General features: G+C 43.6%; 8 protein-coding genes. 6 read left to right on the top strand and 2 right to left on the bottom strand.

Going from position 1 to position 17,569, the window contains the following annotated elements; translation table 11 throughout:
* Positions 1-202: hypothetical protein (locus tag AACQ81_RS16850; protein WP_237387992.1), on the top strand; the 202-nt coding region annotated here is incomplete at its 5' end.
* A gap of 891 nt (positions 203-1,093) precedes the next feature.
* On the opposite strand, the gene AACQ81_RS16845 is transcribed toward AACQ81_RS16850, so the two are convergent.
* Complete coding sequence (locus AACQ81_RS16845; protein WP_237387991.1) at positions 1,094-2,485, bottom strand: basic amino acid/polyamine antiporter; 1,392 nt, start codon at positions 2,483-2,485, stop codon at positions 1,094-1,096.
* A 420-nt stretch (positions 2,486-2,905) separates the two neighbouring features.
* On the opposite strand from AACQ81_RS16845, the gene AACQ81_RS16840 reads away from it, so the two are divergent.
* Positions 2,906-3,460: a hypothetical protein gene (locus AACQ81_RS16840; protein WP_237387990.1), complete on the top strand. Its 555-nt coding sequence runs from the start codon at positions 2,906-2,908 to the stop codon at positions 3,458-3,460.
* A gap of 106 nt (positions 3,461-3,566) precedes the next feature.
* Here the strand turns inward: AACQ81_RS16840 and ydgH are convergent, their stop codons facing one another.
* Positions 3,567-4,520, bottom strand: coding sequence for a DUF1471 family protein YdgH (gene ydgH / locus AACQ81_RS16835; protein WP_237387994.1), 954 nt, complete (start codon positions 4,518-4,520; stop codon positions 3,567-3,569).
* 384 nt (positions 4,521-4,904) lie between these two features.
* Between ydgH and pntA the strand changes: the two genes are divergently transcribed.
* The 4 genes from pntA to AACQ81_RS16815 all read left to right on the top strand — a co-directional run bounded on the left by pntA (position 4,905) and on the right by AACQ81_RS16815 (position 17,445).
* The gene (gene pntA, locus AACQ81_RS16830) at positions 4,905-6,437 is read left to right on the top strand and encodes a Re/Si-specific NAD(P)(+) transhydrogenase subunit alpha (RefSeq protein ID WP_237387989.1); all 1,533 of its coding nucleotides are present in this window, start codon (positions 4,905-4,907) and stop codon (positions 6,435-6,437) included.
* A 10-nt stretch (positions 6,438-6,447) separates the two neighbouring features.
* Positions 6,448-7,836 carry a Re/Si-specific NAD(P)(+) transhydrogenase subunit beta gene (pntB, locus tag AACQ81_RS16825; RefSeq protein WP_237387988.1) on the top strand — a complete coding sequence of 463 codons (1,389 nt, stop codon included), beginning with the start codon at positions 6,448-6,450 and terminating at the stop codon, positions 7,834-7,836.
* Between the two features lie 536 nt (positions 7,837-8,372).
* Positions 8,373-9,290 (top strand): tyrosine-type recombinase/integrase, encoded by a 918-nt coding sequence (locus tag AACQ81_RS16820; protein WP_408672915.1) that lies wholly within the window; start codon positions 8,373-8,375, stop codon positions 9,288-9,290.
* A 514-nt stretch (positions 9,291-9,804) separates the two neighbouring features.
* The gene (locus tag AACQ81_RS16815) at positions 9,805-17,445 is read left to right on the top strand and encodes a TcdA/TcdB pore-forming domain-containing protein (RefSeq protein WP_237387987.1); all 7,641 of its coding nucleotides are present in this window, start codon (positions 9,805-9,807) and stop codon (positions 17,443-17,445) included.
* Positions 17,446-17,569 lie beyond the last annotated feature (124 nt).

Here is a 17,569-nt window from a genome sequence, read left to right as displayed (position 1 = left end):
AATTTCCAGCTATCATCTGTTAACATTAGTCTTGGCATTTGGGGTAATTGTTTTGATTTTTGGCGAAACCATTATAACAGCCCCATTTGCTGCTTGCTTTTTATACCAAAAAGATCAACACGCTCTAGTGGAATCTGAATCGATTTTACACGCAGTGGCAGTAATCTTTCCCGTAAATTTGATTTGTCCATCAATAGCATGAGCAGCGGACATAAATACAGATGAAACAAATAAAGATGAAATAATTAATTTGCTTTTCATTTCTTAATATATCCCACCTCTGACGAGCTTAGGCGACAGAGAGATAGATTATTGAGTTAACATTAAAGCCGTACATTAATACAGCAAGTGAATTATCTAGATTTACATCCGATAAATAATAGGTAAACGACAGTCCATATTTTCTTATCAAGAGATAAGTCGAAGAATATAGTAGCGATCAATTAGAAAAGTTCAAAATAATAACTTGACTAATCTACTTATTCGGGATTTTTAATCCGTAAAATCAACATTGATAGCATTGTTATTCATAACATAGAATGTTTTTTGATCGCTAATGAACTTTTATTCTGTTTTATAAGATTAATTATTAATTGGTGATGTTTTGTGAAAATAAATATGGCGTAAAACACATACATGTTTGCGATTTATTTTTTTACTGAATTTTTAACTAAATATTATGTATTTATGATTGACATTCCCTTTTTTGATTTTTATTTTAAATATTTTGTTTATGTAAAAATTTATAATTTGATTTAAATCAAATTTGAACACATTGAATCTATTTAAAGTTAACTTGTTATTAGTAATGGCTAACAAGAAGATCTCATGGAATAGACAATTTTAATTCATATTTCAAATAAACCAGATAAAAACAATAATTAATATTTATGTATTGAGTGCGTTATGAACTACCCTTCGTTATTTTAGTTACAACATTCTATTGGATTAAAAAACAAAATATATATGAAACCTTAACCTCATTTGATTAGCTTTTCAGCAGATTTTGGACAAAAAAATAAGAGGAGAAATAAATTTCCCCTCTTAAAAAACCTACTTGAAACTGAATCAATCCAGCAATAATGACTCATTGTTAGTGTATTAATAGCCACGTGGAAGGAATCGTTACTAGAAATAAAATCCCAATAGCCGATTTTTCCATAGGATTCAGTGGTGTTCTTTCTTCGTTTTGTTTACGCGCATACAGAAAAACCAATAAACCCGGAGCATATAACACGACTGAAAGCAGCAAATTGACTAAACCTGATGCGTAAAGCAACCATAATCCATAAATACAGGCGCCCACAGCAATCGATAATAAAGCACAGCTACTACGCTCAAATGCTACTTTTACTAAAAATGCACCAACAAGAAAGTAGGGTACAAGGATCATCTCTGAAGCAATAGAGAGTAACGTATTATAATTACTTCCGCTTAGCCAAATGAAAATTAAAGCCAACTGGACTGCTCCATTCGTAATCCAGAGTGATGACTCAGGCGCTTTCTTACTATTTTGTTTATTAAATGCTTTAGGAAATGAGCCGTGTAATGAAGCAATAAATGGTACTTCTGCCGCCATGATTGTCCAGCTTAAATAAGCTCCGCAAACAGAAATGATCAATCCGGCAATAATCACAATTTCCCCCGCAGAACCAATTAACCCTACCATTAGATTTGCCATGGAAGGGTTCCGCATAGCTGCCAATTCAGGTCGTGTAACTAAGCCTAGTGAGAGTAAGGTAACAAGTACATAAATACCCAATGCAGAAATGACAGCCAGTACTGTAGCGATACCAATATCTTTACGCTTTCTGGCTCGGGCTGAAACAACAATAGCACCTTCAACCCCAATGAAAACCCATAAAGTAATTAGCATCGTATCTTTAACTTGCTGCCAGACCGGAACTCCCATTTCAATACCAGTAAAATCAAAAGAGAACATATCCATTTTGAAGGCAATAATAGCCAAAATAATAAACATACCTAACGGTAATAATTTTGCTACCGTGGCTAATTGGTTAACTCCCGCAGCAGTCTGCACACCTCGAAGAACTAACCAGTGGACAAACCAAAGTAAAATGGATTCACCTATTAACGATTGCCAGGTATTACCGTCCCCGAAGATCACGGAATATTCGGTATCAGTGAAGAAACTTAATGCTGCAAAGACGATAACTAAATAAGAAACGTTAGCAATAATGGCGCAGAACCAATATCCCCATGCAGAACAAAACCCAACTAACTCCCCAAATCCTTCTCGTGCATACGTAAAAATGCCACTGTCCAAATCAGGACGAAGGCGCGAAAGCAAAAGCAAAGAGGTGGCTAAAAAGAGAATGCCGATGCCTGTTATTCCCCAACCAATCATTAATGCAGCTGGGCTGCCAACCTGTGCCATATTTTGTGGCAGACTAAATACACCGGCACCAACCATCGAACTGAGTACCAAGGCTGTCAGAGATGTGAGGCCTAATTTCTTTTCCAAAGATACGTTCCTAAAAATAATATAATCGATACGATTAGCCAGAACACTTGCTCTAAATATCGAACACATATTGGATATTTATTGCATCCATGCTATGGATTGCAAAGAAGATTTAGTAGATTAATCTAAAAAACATGGCGATTTTACGGAGTGATGGGATTGTATGCAATGGTTGACTATGCAAAAAAAAATAAATTTTATGCAGAAAAGTAAGGAAATGAATTACTGATAATTTTTCTAAAATACACTATCAACTTAAGAATTATATAAGTGTTCATAAGACAAACATTTATCATTGTACCTACTGTGATTCTTATAATGAAAAAAATAAATAATGAACAATTATGCAAATGTATACGACTCAGTATGACCTCTGGCTCTGCGGTTTCCTACACTTCACAACCGAAAGGTGAAAGCATCGTGTCTATTGATTTTATTGTAAATGATTACCTGATCGTGGATTACTCTCATAATCCACATGGGAAATGTCTCGTTTGTGCAAAACGGGTAGTTGAACTTCTAATACAACGCAACATACCTTATCGCGTGATCGGCTTACTTAGGTGGACTGGGCTTGACGATAAAACACCAGCCAATCATTATGCTGTCGTTGCAAGTATTAATGGTCAAGCCATCATCATCGACCCTACTGCGGGGCAGTTTTCGGGATGGAAGTCATTTTATGGCTCAATTGACGACTGGATTGAGGGTTTTGAGCAGTATTTATCTCCTCAACTTATAAAGGGGCGCGAATTTATTACTATTAATGAAGCTGAAGCTACCCTAGGTTCCTTGATTATGGGAAGTCCAGTAGATTTTAATGGGATCGCTTTACGGAACACTGACTGGCATGACAGAATTATCAAAAATCCGGTTCTTTTTGCTGCTCTGGAACAAAAACAAATTCAAGCAGCAGCCTTTGTTCCGCTACGTGACCTAAAAAGCAGAACCCGATGGAATTGCTTTAAAAAATAGTTGAAAGTATTACAGACAAAGCTCATGAAATAGAAAAGTGACTGAGCGAAAAAGCACAAATGTTACATTTGTGCCTTTTTCATAAATGGGAGTAATCGTGTTCTGATTATTTGAATAAATCAGCACTGATAGTAACGTTACCACCATTAGACTGCCATTCTCTAGTGATGTGATAGTATTTTGCACCTTTCTCTGCTGCACGTTTTGCAACCTGATAAGAAACTTCCGGTGCAGTTGTGTAGTAGCCAGAAAAAGAGATGGAGTCAAATGGAACCATCTGGGCGGCGGAAGCTTTGTTCAGTTCTTGAATTTTTGCACCATTAGGTAAGGTTACAGTGTAACGCCCACCTTTTGATGTCTGGGTTTCAAAAAAGCGACCGACGACATTGCTTGTTGAAGTTGAAGAAGCAACGCCGGGAATTTCCACTTTCTTAGCTTCTTCACCACCTTGTGCCAGAGCTTGGCGCCCAGTATCAGAGTCGGCCGGGATCACAGCATCATTGGATTGAACCTTGCGCTTTGGTGCATCTTCTTTATAGATATATGCTGTAACTATCTGGTTTCCGCCATTATTTGGTGCAATATCCCGAACAATAAAGAAAGAGGCTGCATTTTTCTTTTTAGCCTCTTTAGCAATAGCTTCTTTCAGGTCAGGGTCAGTAGGAAAATAACCATTCACGGTGACAGTATCGAAAGGTTCTAAAGTAATTGCTTCATTTTTAGGAAGTTCCTTGATACCACGGTAGATGCGATAATTAGGTGTTTTATCTGCTTTTTCCGCATCTTTATGATACAAGTCGGCTACAACACGCAAATTTCCCCGTCCATTAAGATCGTCGAGGCTTTGGATGTAAAAACTTTCAGCACCTTTTTTATCCGCCTGACGTGAAATTGCATCAGCAGCTTCATAAATTGCATTAAAACGACCAGTGACTGCGATTCGCTCGAAGGGTTTGAGCTCTGCGGCTTGTTCTGGAGTTAATTCTTTAGCCGCATGTGCAGCAGTAATCGAGGTTAATGAGAACACCGCGGTAGCGATGATCGTTGTCTTCAGCTTCATAAAAAATCCTTTCGCCTTGCGCATTAAAATATTTATAACGGGCTGAACATTGTTATGTATCACATAGAGCGCAATTATTACATGTAATAATGCTAATTGTCGCAAGAATTTGCGCCCCCCAAATAAACGATCGTTATTTTTTGGTATATGTTTCTAAGAATTATAATAAATATAGAGAGTTATACGAGCTGAAGTATTGTTTATATTGAAATGTCTTTTTGTTTTTCTGACTTCAACCATAATAAACTGTTGACACTAATTTCATTGAGTTACTATTTTATTGATAGATTTTGCTGATAGCAGTAATAAAATCAATCTAATCGTTAAATAGGCTTCAACAGGTAATAATCGGCAATATATTTCATTCTCAGAGAAGGAAACATTATGCATATTGGTGTACCAAAAGAACGGCTCTTCAATGAAGCTCGTGTTGCTGCCACACCATTAACCGTGGAGCAATTATGTAAATTGGGGTTTAGCGTCATAGTTGAGTCAGGGGCAGGGCAACTTGCCAGTTTTGATGATGTTGCCTATCAAAAAGCAGGAGCAGAGATTGCAGAACACCATCAAGTCTGGCAATCAGATATCATTTTTACAGTGAATGCCCCCGAAGATGATGAAATAGCCTTGATGAAGGAGGGTGCTACGCTAGTTAGCTTTATTTGGCCGGCACAAAATCCGGAATTAATGGCGAAACTATCAGGACGTAAGGTAACGGTTCTGGCTATGGACTCGGTGCCACGAATTTCCCGGGCACAATCTTTAGATGCTCTTAGTTCAATGGCGAATATTGCTGGTTATCGAGCCATTGTCGAAGCGGCCCATGAGTTTGGTCGTTTTTTCACAGGGCAAATTACAGCAGCAGGTAAAGTACCACCAGCTAAAGTTATGATCATCGGAGCGGGCGTTGCGGGGTTGGCTGCCATTGGTGCTGCCGGTAGTCTTGGCGCAATTGTCCGTGCTTTCGATACACGTCCCGAAGTTAAGGAACAAGTTCAAAGCATGGGGGCTGAATTTTTGGAATTGAATTTCAAAGAAGAGGCTGGTAGCGGCGATGGTTACGCAAAAGTCATGTCAGAAGCCTTTATCAAAGCAGAAATGGAATTATTCGCTGCGCAGGCAAAAGAGGTTGATATTATCGTCACTACGGCGTTGATACCCGGAAAACCAGCACCACTGCTCATTACCAAAGAAATGGTTGATTCCATGAAGCCAGGTAGTGTGATTGTTGATCTGGCTGCCCAAAACGGCGGTAACTGTGCATATACGCAAGCCGATAAACTTTTCGTGACACCAAATGGTGTAAAAATTATCGGATATACTGACTTACCCAGCCGCCTGCCAACTCAATCATCTCAGCTCTACGGAACGAATCTGGTCAATTTACTGAAATTACTGTGTAAAGAGAAAAACGGGAAAATCACCATCGATTTTGATGATGTCGTTGTGCGTGGAGTTACTGTTATTAAAGAAGGAGAAATCACATGGCCGGCTCCCCCGATCCAGGTTTCCGCCCAACCAGCCCCCAAACCTTCGCCGCTGAAAAAAGAGGATAAACCAGTAGAAAACCCGAAATCTTCGTGGCTGAAATATGGAATTGCCTGTGTGGCAATTATTCTATATGGCTGGTTAGCTCATGTTGCCCCGAAGGAATTTTTATCTCATTTTACTGTGTTCGCACTGTCTTGCATCGTAGGGTATTACGTTGTCTGGAACGTGAGTCATTCACTGCATACACCATTAATGTCTGTCACCAATGCTATCTCAGGGATTATTGTCGTTGGGGCTGTACTGCAAATTGGTGAGGGAGGATGGGTAAGTTTCTTCTCATTCATTGCCATATTGATTGCCAGCATTAATGTTTTTGGTGGCTTTACTGTCACTCAACGTATGCTGAAAATGTTTCGTAAAGGGTAAGGAGTAACTTATGTCGAACGGAGTAGTGACAGCGGCATATATTATTGCCGCCATTTTATTCATTTTCAGCCTTGCAGGGCTTTCTCGCCATGAAAGTTCAAAACGGGGTAACATTTTTGGCATTGTTGGTATGGCAATCGCGTTGATTGCTACTATTCTGGGGCCTGACTCCGGCAAAGTTGGCTGGATTATTTTGGCAATGATCATTGGTGCTGTTATCGGTATTCGCCTTGCCAAAAAAGTCGAAATGACGCAGATGCCGGAATTGGTCGCCATCCTGCATAGTTTTGTTGGTTTGGCTGCAGTTTTAGTAGGGTTCAATAGCTTTATCACCCATGATATCTTCGCCACCCCTGTTATGGAAAATATCCATCTGACAGAAGTTTTCCTCGGCGTATTCATTGGTGCTGTGACATTTACTGGCTCAGTTGTGGCATTTGGTAAATTGCGCGGAAATATCTCTTCTAAGCCATTGATGTTATCACACAGGCATAAACTCAATTTAGCGGCACTGATCGTATCTTTGATACTTATGTTCACTTTTATCAGAACAGAAAGTATTGGTTTGCAAGTATTCACACTGTTGATTATGACCATCATTGCACTCGCTTTTGGTTGGCATCTTGTTGCCTCTATCGGTGGTGCAGATATGCCCGTAGTTATTTCCATGCTGAATTCATATTCAGGTTGGGCAGCGGCGGCGGCAGGATTCATGCTAAGCAATGATTTGCTGATTGTCACTGGTGCCTTAGTCGGTTCTTCGGGTGCCATCCTTTCTTATATTATGTGTAAGGCGATGAACCGTTCCTTTATCAGTGTTATTGCTGGCGGTTTCGGTTCTGATGGAATTTCGGCAGATATTGAACAAGATATGGGAGATTATCGTGAGACAACAGAGGAAGATGTCGCTGAACTACTGAGAAACTCCACATCAGTGATTATTACTCCGGGCTATGGTATGGCGGTCGCTCAGGCGCAATATCCAGTTCATGATATTACAGCAAAACTGCGTGAGAAGGGCGTGAATGTCCGTTTTGGTATTCATCCCGTCGCAGGGCGTTTACCTGGCCATATGAATGTTCTGCTTGCTGAAGCCAAAGTTCCATATGACATTGTTTTGGAAATGGATGAGATTAATGAAGACTTTACTGAAACAGATGTTGTTTTAGTCATTGGGGCCAATGACACGGTAAACCCGGCTGCTCAGGAAGATCCTTCAAGTCCTATTGCTGGAATGCCAGTATTGGAAGTTTGGAAAGCCCAAAACGTTATTGTATTTAAACGCTCCATGAATACCGGATATGCCGGAGTGCAAAACCCATTATTCTTCAAAGAAAATACACAAATGTTGTTTGGTGATGCAAAAGCGAGCGTCGAAGCTATCCTTCGAGCTTTATAATCTAAAATCGTCTTAATATCCAAAGAGCTTCATACATATAATATGAAGCTCTTTTTATCATCATAAAAATGTATAGTCTGTTATACAACAAACCCCACAAACTATAAGAGCTAACACTTAGTCAGTTATCGCCCATTCTTTCCCAGCAGATTGCAGAAAAGATATTAAGAACAGTCGTAACAACGTTTTTCTCATTATATATAACTTGTTGTATTAATTTGATATTTTATCCATTGTTCATTCTACTTATTAAAATATACATTTGAAAAAGTAAGATTTATGAAATAAAATAGCATGAGTAATCTCACCCCCATTTTTCACAGAGCGTAACCCTTAAAAAACTTTAGAATTGAGTCAAAAATAGGCAATAAGGAATGGGCTTATATCTATGGGCTACGTTTTTGGCAAACTGTAGACATTGAAGTCAGGAGGCAGCTTTGACCCGCCATAATCAAAATGAAGATAACTACGAAAATAATGATGATAAAAAATCACTGATTATATTGAGAAGTTCCCGACAAGAACCAGGCATAATGATGTCTCTATCCGTTCCGGGAACACAGATATATGATAACCCTGCAATTGCGTATCTTGTCAGTCTTGGATCAAAACGCAGTCGTCAGACCATGAAGTCATTTCTGAATATTGTGGCAAAAATGCTTGGGTATCAAAATGTTCAGGACTGTACTTGGGGAGCACTGCGACGTCACCATATTCAAGCTATCATGGAAATGCTTTCAGATTCAGGTAAAGCACCGGCAACAATTAATACTTACCTTTCTGCTTTGAAAGGTGTTGCATTGGAGGCATGGACTATGAAGCAACTCGACACCGATAGCTTTCAGCACATAAAACAGGTTCGGTCTGTCAGGGGAAATCGCTTACCAAAAGGCAGAGCACTTGAACGTTATGAAATAAAAACTTTATTTTTTACCTGTGAAAATGATCTCAGTACAAAAGGACTGCGTGATGCTGCAATTATTGGTGTGCTTGTTGGATGTGGGCTTCGTCGTTCAGAAATTATTTCGCTTGATATGAAACACATAATTCGTCGAGAACAAGCATTAAGAGTTATGGGGAAAGGTAATAAAGAACGTCTGTCTTATATGCCGGAAGGAACATGGGAACGCTTAAATCGTTGGGTTGATGAAGTTCGTGGCGATCATCCAGGCCCACTTTTTACCCGAATTCGCCGCCATGATGATGTTACAGATAATCGTTTATCAGACCAGGCTATCTATCACATCCTTGAAATACGCAGAATAGAAAGTGGATTGGAGAAATTTGCTCCCCATGATCTACGCAGAACATTTGCATCAGTTATGCTGGATAATGGTGAAGACATCATCACCGTCAAAGATGCGATGGGACACTCAAGTATTACTACAACCCAAAAGTACGATCGACGTGGAGATGAGCGATTAAAAAATGCAGCCAGAAATCTGGATTTTTAATCTATTTATTGTTTAATTTATCTTTTACAGAATAATGATGATGATAGTTTTTTTAGTTTATTGGGGGGTGATTAACTCAAACGTTAAAGAAATTTCTGTACATAAATCAAATTGATCTTCTTTACTCATGTCAATTGTAATGCGATCCGTTCGTTTCATGCCTAGCGGCGTCATTTAATAACTATTTTGCTTTTATACAAGTGATGCCGCTATCCGAAAATGACGAAGATACTAAATGAATAAACCATACCGTCATATCGAAACTGGCAAAGGTCGTTACAAAGCCCTCTACGTCATATCTAGATAATAAAATAAAACGAAAACAATTCAATAACAAACATCATTGTTATAAATAAACCAATTGATTTATAGCTGCAATTATTTGCTTAAAACGCAATTGCAACTAGTTATCATTTTAATAATAATTATTAACATAGTTAGGTATTTTTAGATATTCTGACTAATTCTCGAAGCGCGAAGAGCTTCGCTCAAAAACAGATAAAGGATTACTGTAATGGTTTATATGTCCACAAAATTCAAAAAACTGCTCAATACTTTGATCGATCTACAGATCAAGGAAGGGGGTCGTCAGACTGAATGGTTCAACATGAATGCCAGCGAGCGTGACGACTACATCAGTCAGGTAGGCGAGCGGCTACAGGAAATGCAGCAAAGTACTTTGAGTGTGCTGGCCGCCCAGTACTTTCAGATGCAAGACACTCCCTCTTCGGTAAGCGACCAGCTGCAAACTTTAAAGCAACGACGACAGCAGATGAACGCCATACCCAATACCCCGGCGATCACTGCCTATAAGCAGCAACTAGACCGCGACATTGAGTTGTATAGCCGTCAGCAGACGGCCATCACGAGCTATAACAATATCTGGAAAAAGGCTCTGCTCAAACTCAATAACGGCAGCGATAAACCCTTAACGGTGGCAGGCCTGATGGTCAAAGCACCAATCAAGCAAGACCAGATGAATGAGCAGATCAGCCATCTGGAACGAAAGTTGACCATTCAGGTAGCTGAATCCACGTTCACCGAAGAATACGTAAGGCTGTTCTCCAAACTGCAAGCCGCCAAAAATGTCAAGACCCTTTACGACAAATTTCTCAATGCACCGCCTGAGAAGCAGAAAACCACAGCCCTCGACGCCCTCGTCAAGATCCCCCAAGCCTCCGATGATCTGCCGGTGAACATTTCATTACTGATGATGGAGGAGCGCCCTGGCTACATCCGCATGAATGTTGCGCTGGTCAATGCCAGCACCGATGGTCGTTTCAAGGACTTCTTCTTGGAGAACGGCAGGTTGGTAGTACCAACTGACGGGGTACTCAACTTTTCTTTCGGTACCGCAGCCCGTTCCTTGGCCTGGCAGCAACAATACCGGCTGAAGAACGAGCCACCTTCCTTCCGCTCGCCGACCTATGCACCCATTCGCTCTGTGCTGGTCAAAACCAAGTTCGTCGAGCAATATTTCGCCAACCATCTGGTATCGGAACACTCCTTACGAGAAGGCTTCAAGGCGCAGTTGCTAAATAACGGGCACAAATTGTTGTTGATCAACGTTGATCGCAAAGTTCCGAACCAGATTGGGATCCAAGTCTCCGGACAGGCGCCGAATACTATCATCACCCGCGAAGTGCCACTGGCTGGCGCCTTGAGCGAGCTAATCAATCAAAACGCGGATATCACCAGCTTTCAGACCATCAGTGTCGAAGGGTTTTACCAGAACAATTACCACCAGGATCGTGACGGGTTGTTCGTCAATATCCATGAGCTTGAACGGTCGGTCGGTTTTACCGAGCGCCAGTATCTGTTGGAAATGCCTCAGGGCAACGATTACCGCTCCGCGACACCTTTTGTGGTGATGACCGTCGAGGGTGATGTCGAGGGTGATAAGGTCAGCAGCAGTCACTTGAGCAAAGCGCAGACTGACACCCTGTATAAATACAACGCTGCCTTTTTCGAGAAACTGGAACAACTGCGTAAAGATGATAGCAAGGCAAAACGCCTGACTGAAGACACCCCCGAACGCGCTGTATTTATGAAACAGCTGATGCGTTTGCTTGAACGTAACCATATCACCCCAGCAGGGGTTTTAGTGCCAAAAGACATTCGCAGCAGCCTACGCGATATCAGGGGCAACAACCTGAACAAGGTACTGTGGGAACAGGACTTCGCTGAGTCAGTCTGGCAGAGCCGCAATAACGACTCTCTGTTGTTCAGTCTGGCGACGAATCTGGTAAAAAACCATGATGTGAACAAGATCCTACAAGGTGGCTATGTGCAGAGTGACATTGCCCAGGCCAAATTGCTACTGGCCCCGCTGTACGAGCAATGGCGTGAGCAAGCTATCGACGAGCAAACCCAACGGGTCGCCAGTGATAACGCGGCACAGCATCCAAACAACCCAAGAGTACATGTATTTGATCAAGTTGCAGTTGAACGGTCATTAGACAGCAAACTGTTCACCTTGTTATTGCGTGGTTTGGAGGGCTTGGAGATTGACGATGCGCAATTGTACCAGACAACCAAGGCGCTGTTGTCAGGTAATGAGGGCCGGAGCCTGCGCAAACAAGCATTGTTCCATGTCCTGCGCCCGCTAGCCGATAGTTTTTCCAAGGCAGCGGTGCCAGTCAATCCCCATGCTGCGCTGATGTCGGAAAAAGGTGACAACAAGGTCATAATCAATAACCGGTTGAATCAGACCGACCCGTATCTTATCCTCAATACCCACCCGGAGCTGGCATATGCCGATGGCCCGTACCGGATCAAGGAAGATAAATACCGCAGCTACAACCAGTTCCGTCCCGCCCCTAAAAATGAAGCCACACGCTACATGAGTGACCTGGACACCCCGTTTGTAGGCGGAATTTCCGGGACCACCCAAACCGTTAGTAACGTCTTGCCGGAATTGTTCGGTAACACATTGAGCGTCAAGGAATACTGGAACTTCCAGATGGCCAATACGGCCTTCATGATCCGTAACGGCTATCACTCGTTCTTTGAAACCTTCTATGTCGCTGCGCGTTACGAACCGGAGGGGGAGGGCAGTATTGGCAAAGACATGTTACAGATGTTCGATCAGTACCGAGATGCAGGCAAAGAAAGGGTGTTAGAGGGTGAACTGTATGCCGGAGTGATGGAACGAGTCTTGCCGATCATCAATCAGGGCTTGCCAGAGGCTGAGAAGTTCCATTCACCGCGTTTTACCCGCTCTGGTCCAATGCCCGCGCTGCTGGATAAGAAGGAACCAGAGGGCGTTGCTCCGTTCGATGGAAAACCTGTCAGTGACGGGGAAAAACCTGTCGTTGAGGCTTACCATGAGGGTGGAACGTCCCGCTTTGATGGTCAGCTGATTATTCAGCTTGAAAACGACCCGGTAGTCATGGAGGCAGCGGCAAAATTGGCAGGAAAACACCCTGATTCGGTACTGGTGCAGCTGGATGTTCGCGGTCAATACCAGATGGTTCATGGTGACCTGACTATCCTGAAGGATAAAGAAAAAATCCGCTGGCAGCTGGTTGGTCATAGCCGCGATGGGGAGGATCAGCTTAATCACCAGACTCTGGCCAAACGTACTCCGGAAGCTCTGGCATCACAACTCAGCCAGTTCTGCACAGATTCCGGAATTACAACTTCTCCTGAACATATCAGTATGGTGAGCTGTTCACTGGCTGGTGAAGGTGAGCAGGAAAGTTATGCACTAAAGTTTGCTCAGTCGCTTGACCAGCGTATTCTTCATCCGCGTTCTGTTAAGGCTTATACCACTCAAATTATGGTCAGCCCTGAAGGCCGGAAACAACTCACGGAAAACGGTAATAAAGCCACGTTTGTTTTTAATCCGGAGCATAGGATATGGGCAGTAGAAGTAACTCCAGGTAAATCAGTCCCTACAGGAAGTATGGTTAACCCGCCACTGGGAAACAAAACAACTCTGGTTCCAGACAATGAGCAGATTGACATCCGGCTGCTGGCGATGCTTAACCGCACAGAGGATTTTCAGCAGGCCATGGCGCAGCTGTACAGCAAAAAAACATTGTCCGCAGAAGAATGGCTACCAGTACTGGGCAGCCTCAGAGAGGATAAGTCCCAATCGGGAAGTTATTCTTTACAGTTTATTAATACGGCACAGTCTGAGCTTCCTCCCCAGACACTCATGACGGATGACCGACGTATTATTGATTTTATTCATTCTTATGATAAAGATATCGATACTATCAGCAAAACCCACGAGTATACTGAAGGAAAGTTCACCCTGCGCACAGGTATCCCCGAAGTAGAAGCTGTACACGGGCTGAATTCCGCCTTTATCATTCAGACTCTGATCCCCTGGTTTGCCGATAAAAGCCGCACCACTGTAGCCAGTGATAAGGTACCCAATACGCTTCCCTCTACGTTAAAGACAGCACTGCGGGTGCACACTTATGTTAATCTGGCGCAGATGTCTCATGGTGGGCTGGAAGACATCGCTAAACTCGCCAGTTTGTACAGGGCAGTGGCCAGTGAAGGCCGGGGAGTGACAAGTAGCCTGTTTTCATCACTGTCACATGTTAGCACGGGGGTCGGGATAGGATTAAATATCGCCAGTGTGGTACTGGACAGCATAGAACTGGCGCATGCGCAGAATGAATCCCAGAAGGCTGTTTATGGTACTCAGCTGGCGTTTGACAGTGCTGGCCTGGTGACAACTGGCGTGGGTATTGGTGCTGGGATCCTCGGTGCCCCCATTGTTGCGGGTTTTGCCTCCTCACTAGCGGTGCCACTGGCAGGTTTAGGGATTGGTTTTACAGCCCTGGCCGAGGCGTTCGGCAGGGTAGTCGATGATGCAAAGGCGGTAGGCAATTATTTTGCCGATCTGGAAGCCGCTTATCAGCAGGGGGGATATCGGCAGACAGAAAAAGTAACGAAAGATGGCAACCGTTACACAGTGATGGAACCGATCCCCGGCGCAGTGATTAGTAAACTCGATTTGCGCCACGGTCACCTGACTTTTGACAGCCAATATCTCTATCGCAACGACCCGACTCATTCATGGGGCTCAGGCCGGAGTAATTACTTTTTCTGGTGGCCCGGCAGAGCGGCTGATACTGATAAAAATCATGCAATTAATATCCGTGAAGGCATCGGTTACAAACAGGCACAGGTCAACTTCAATTTCCATCCCAGAAGCAGTGACATATTGATCCTACCAGTGACTATGAAGTCCTACATTAATTACGAATATATGATCCTGCCCTTCGTCACTGGCCGCCACGACCGGGGGTTTGATGTTCTGCGACGACTGGAAGAAGACGGACGATTCGACTTTGATTTTTATGCTTTTCCCGGAGAACGTGTGGTACGCCGTATAAAGCCGGACTTTGTTAAGACGCCAGTTAACATCATTCTGGACGATGAAGACCGGGACATTGTCATCCAGCAGTTGCCGGAGGAAGAGAAGGTTCACGGATTCTTGTCCTACCAATTAACTGGCGGGAAGGGTAAATACCGTATCAGCTTGCAGGAGGGTGTATCTCTGTCCTTACAGGGAAACACTGATACCCACTGGGTACTGGAAGCCAGTCATATCCGCTCTAATGCTATCCCCAGCCTCAGCAAAAAAGATGACAAACAACTACTGCATATCGGCGGTATAGAGATAATCCTACCTGAAGCGTCGGATAATATTTCCCTGATAAATAATGCAGGGGTATTTTCTGTCGAGCAGGACAAAGATAATCAGTGGCAGATAACAGAGAACGTAACAAATGCTAAGTCGTATCACAACTTGCAGGAGTTGCATGAACATCTCAGTCAGTTAAGCAATTTTGAGCATCACAACAGACCGTACTTAGTGGTGGAAAACTATCAGCCGCCGAAAAGCCGTCTTGTCGGCCGTGCATTCTATGAGATCGGTCGGGATCGTATGATTTACACCAACGTTCCTGACGCAGCAGATTTTCTCAGCTATGCAGAGCTGGCGAAAGTTGAAGGTGATGAGGCGTGGTTTTACCGTGATGCCACGCTATGGCAAGTGGACATTGCCACTGGCGAAGTTCTTCGGCAATATCTGCCGATAAAATTATCGGGGAATGAGCAGGAAAAAATCAGCAGCCACGTGATGCAAAGCAATGACCAGCTCTGGTTCGTGGTGGAACAGCAGTTGGATGAAGGTCGTATCTCGTATACTTATCAGGTAGCAGAGAAAACACTAAAATTGGTGGCAGTTGACGGGAATACAGCTATGCTGGCGGGTTTGGAGAAAGTCAGTGAAAAAATCTCTCTGCCTGTCTCCCTCGATTCCAGTGACGGTGATTTTAATGGCCTGCTGGCACCACTGGCGGCGACTCAGTGGTTTATCGGCGATCTCTGCGCACCGGAACGTCAAGTTAAAGGCAGTCCAGCGGAGGTCATCGGCCTTTCTGGGCAAGTAGCGGGTGTGGATAGACATTACTGGTTACAGACTGATGGAAAACAGCTGCAGAATGTGGTCAGAATGAACCGGATAAATCCGGATCAAGAGGATGCCGGCATTCTGACTGTGTTGAACGATAAAAAACGGAACAATCCGGATCAGGAGAATGACGGCATTCTGGTTGGGCTGAACGATAAAAAACGGAGCATTCTGGCCTTAACGGCGGATTTCACCCTCGTTTTCACCACGACCGGTGATAAACCGGGTTATTATTTTTACAGTCATCAGAGGCATAGTCTTTATTTTCAGCAGGATAATGGACTGTCCGGCACTCCGGTCAGCAAGGTGGCTATTGATGATATCAGATCCGTATCCATCGTGAACAAGCAGTTGGTTGCACTCTCCAGCTGGGGGATGCTATGGCTGGCAGATGATCAGGGCAGTGTCCGTCTGATCGGGGTGACGACAGACTGGCTGCAACTGCAACAAAAGAAGCTGCAACAACATGGCCAGAAGACGCTGACCGACGTACTGAAGCAGATGACGCAGGATACTCCAGATCGATTCAGTACCCTGCTACTGTTGGGGTTGCAGGATAAAGACGGAAAACCCGTCAGTGCCTGGTATGACAGTACGAAAAATAAGGTGGTGCAGAGCAGAATTGGTCTCAATACAGAACACACTCTGGACTACCTTGGTTTAGCGGGAGATGGCAGTCAGGCATGGATTTTTGACACCGATAACCATCAGTTATATCGTCAGCCACTGTCGACGGAGACTAACTTTAAATTGAGTGAAAAGCGGGTGCTCTCTGAAGAACCTGCTGCGGAACCCTGGCCCCGGGACGGTCATCAATACCACAGTGCGGTTCGTCAGGGCGATACACTCCGGCTGGAAACCCCGGATGGTGCGGTCTTACTGCTGTCAGCTGACGCCAATATGACAGACCGTCCGATGCTGATTGCCTGGCATTTGCAGGAGCGCACGGACAATCAAATTGCCTCAGCCATTGTGGCACTCAGGAATGAAGCTGCATTACCGCAAGCCGTTAGACTGTTTTCTGAGCGTGGTTATCCTGCGTGGTATCTGCCGAAGGAAGGGAAAATGCTTCGTTCCAGCGAACTTAATCCGGATCATGTTCTGCATTACTTGGGTCAGGTTGCCGGGCAGGAAGCCAGTTATGTCCATGATCAGACTACCGGAGAATTGTGGCAAGTCAGCGAAAGAAAGTCTGCCCCAGTGGGGAATTACCGTTTTGTTAACCGAACATCGGAGAGTCTGGTGTTGCAGGTAGGTCAGGTTCCTTATGGTGAAAAAATCAGTCTACCGCAACTGGCAGGTATCGATCGGCTGGCTATCACCGGACGTTCAGACAAATTGTGTTACAGGCTTTCCCCCTCCGAAACTTTGGCTCACTATCGGCATATCACGATAGATGATCGGGGTCAGGGTTCAGCCGTCCGGTTTTCTGATAGCAGATTAGCCAACCTGTCACTCTGGCGCAGTGGCGAAAATCTAGAGCTGCTTCATCAGGCATTAGAAGACACCAGTATATGCATTGTCAATCTTGAACAGGCGGCTAAGCGCTATATAAGGCTTGAAAGCATCGGAGCTCAGACGCTGAAGAAGATAATTTTACTGTCAAAAATAGTTAAACGGATGGAATTAAGCCCCAATGTCAGCCGTTTCATATTAGTATCAAAGGAGCGTGAGGACGAGCTCAATATAAAGCCAGATGAACGTACAAAGAACTAGAGCGTGTTGATCTTTTTGGTATAAAAAGCAAGCAGCAAATGGGGCTGTTATAATGGTTTCGCCAAAAATCAAAACAATTACCCCAAATGCCAAGACTAATGTTAACAGATGATAGCTGGAAATT

It is taken from the genome of Xenorhabdus sp. Sc-CR9 (assembly GCF_963897815.1).
Classification (GTDB): Bacteria; Pseudomonadota; Gammaproteobacteria; order Enterobacterales; family Enterobacteriaceae; genus Xenorhabdus.
The sequence above is the reverse complement of the archived record's forward strand: the minus strand, read 5'-3'. Positions and strand labels throughout refer to the sequence as shown.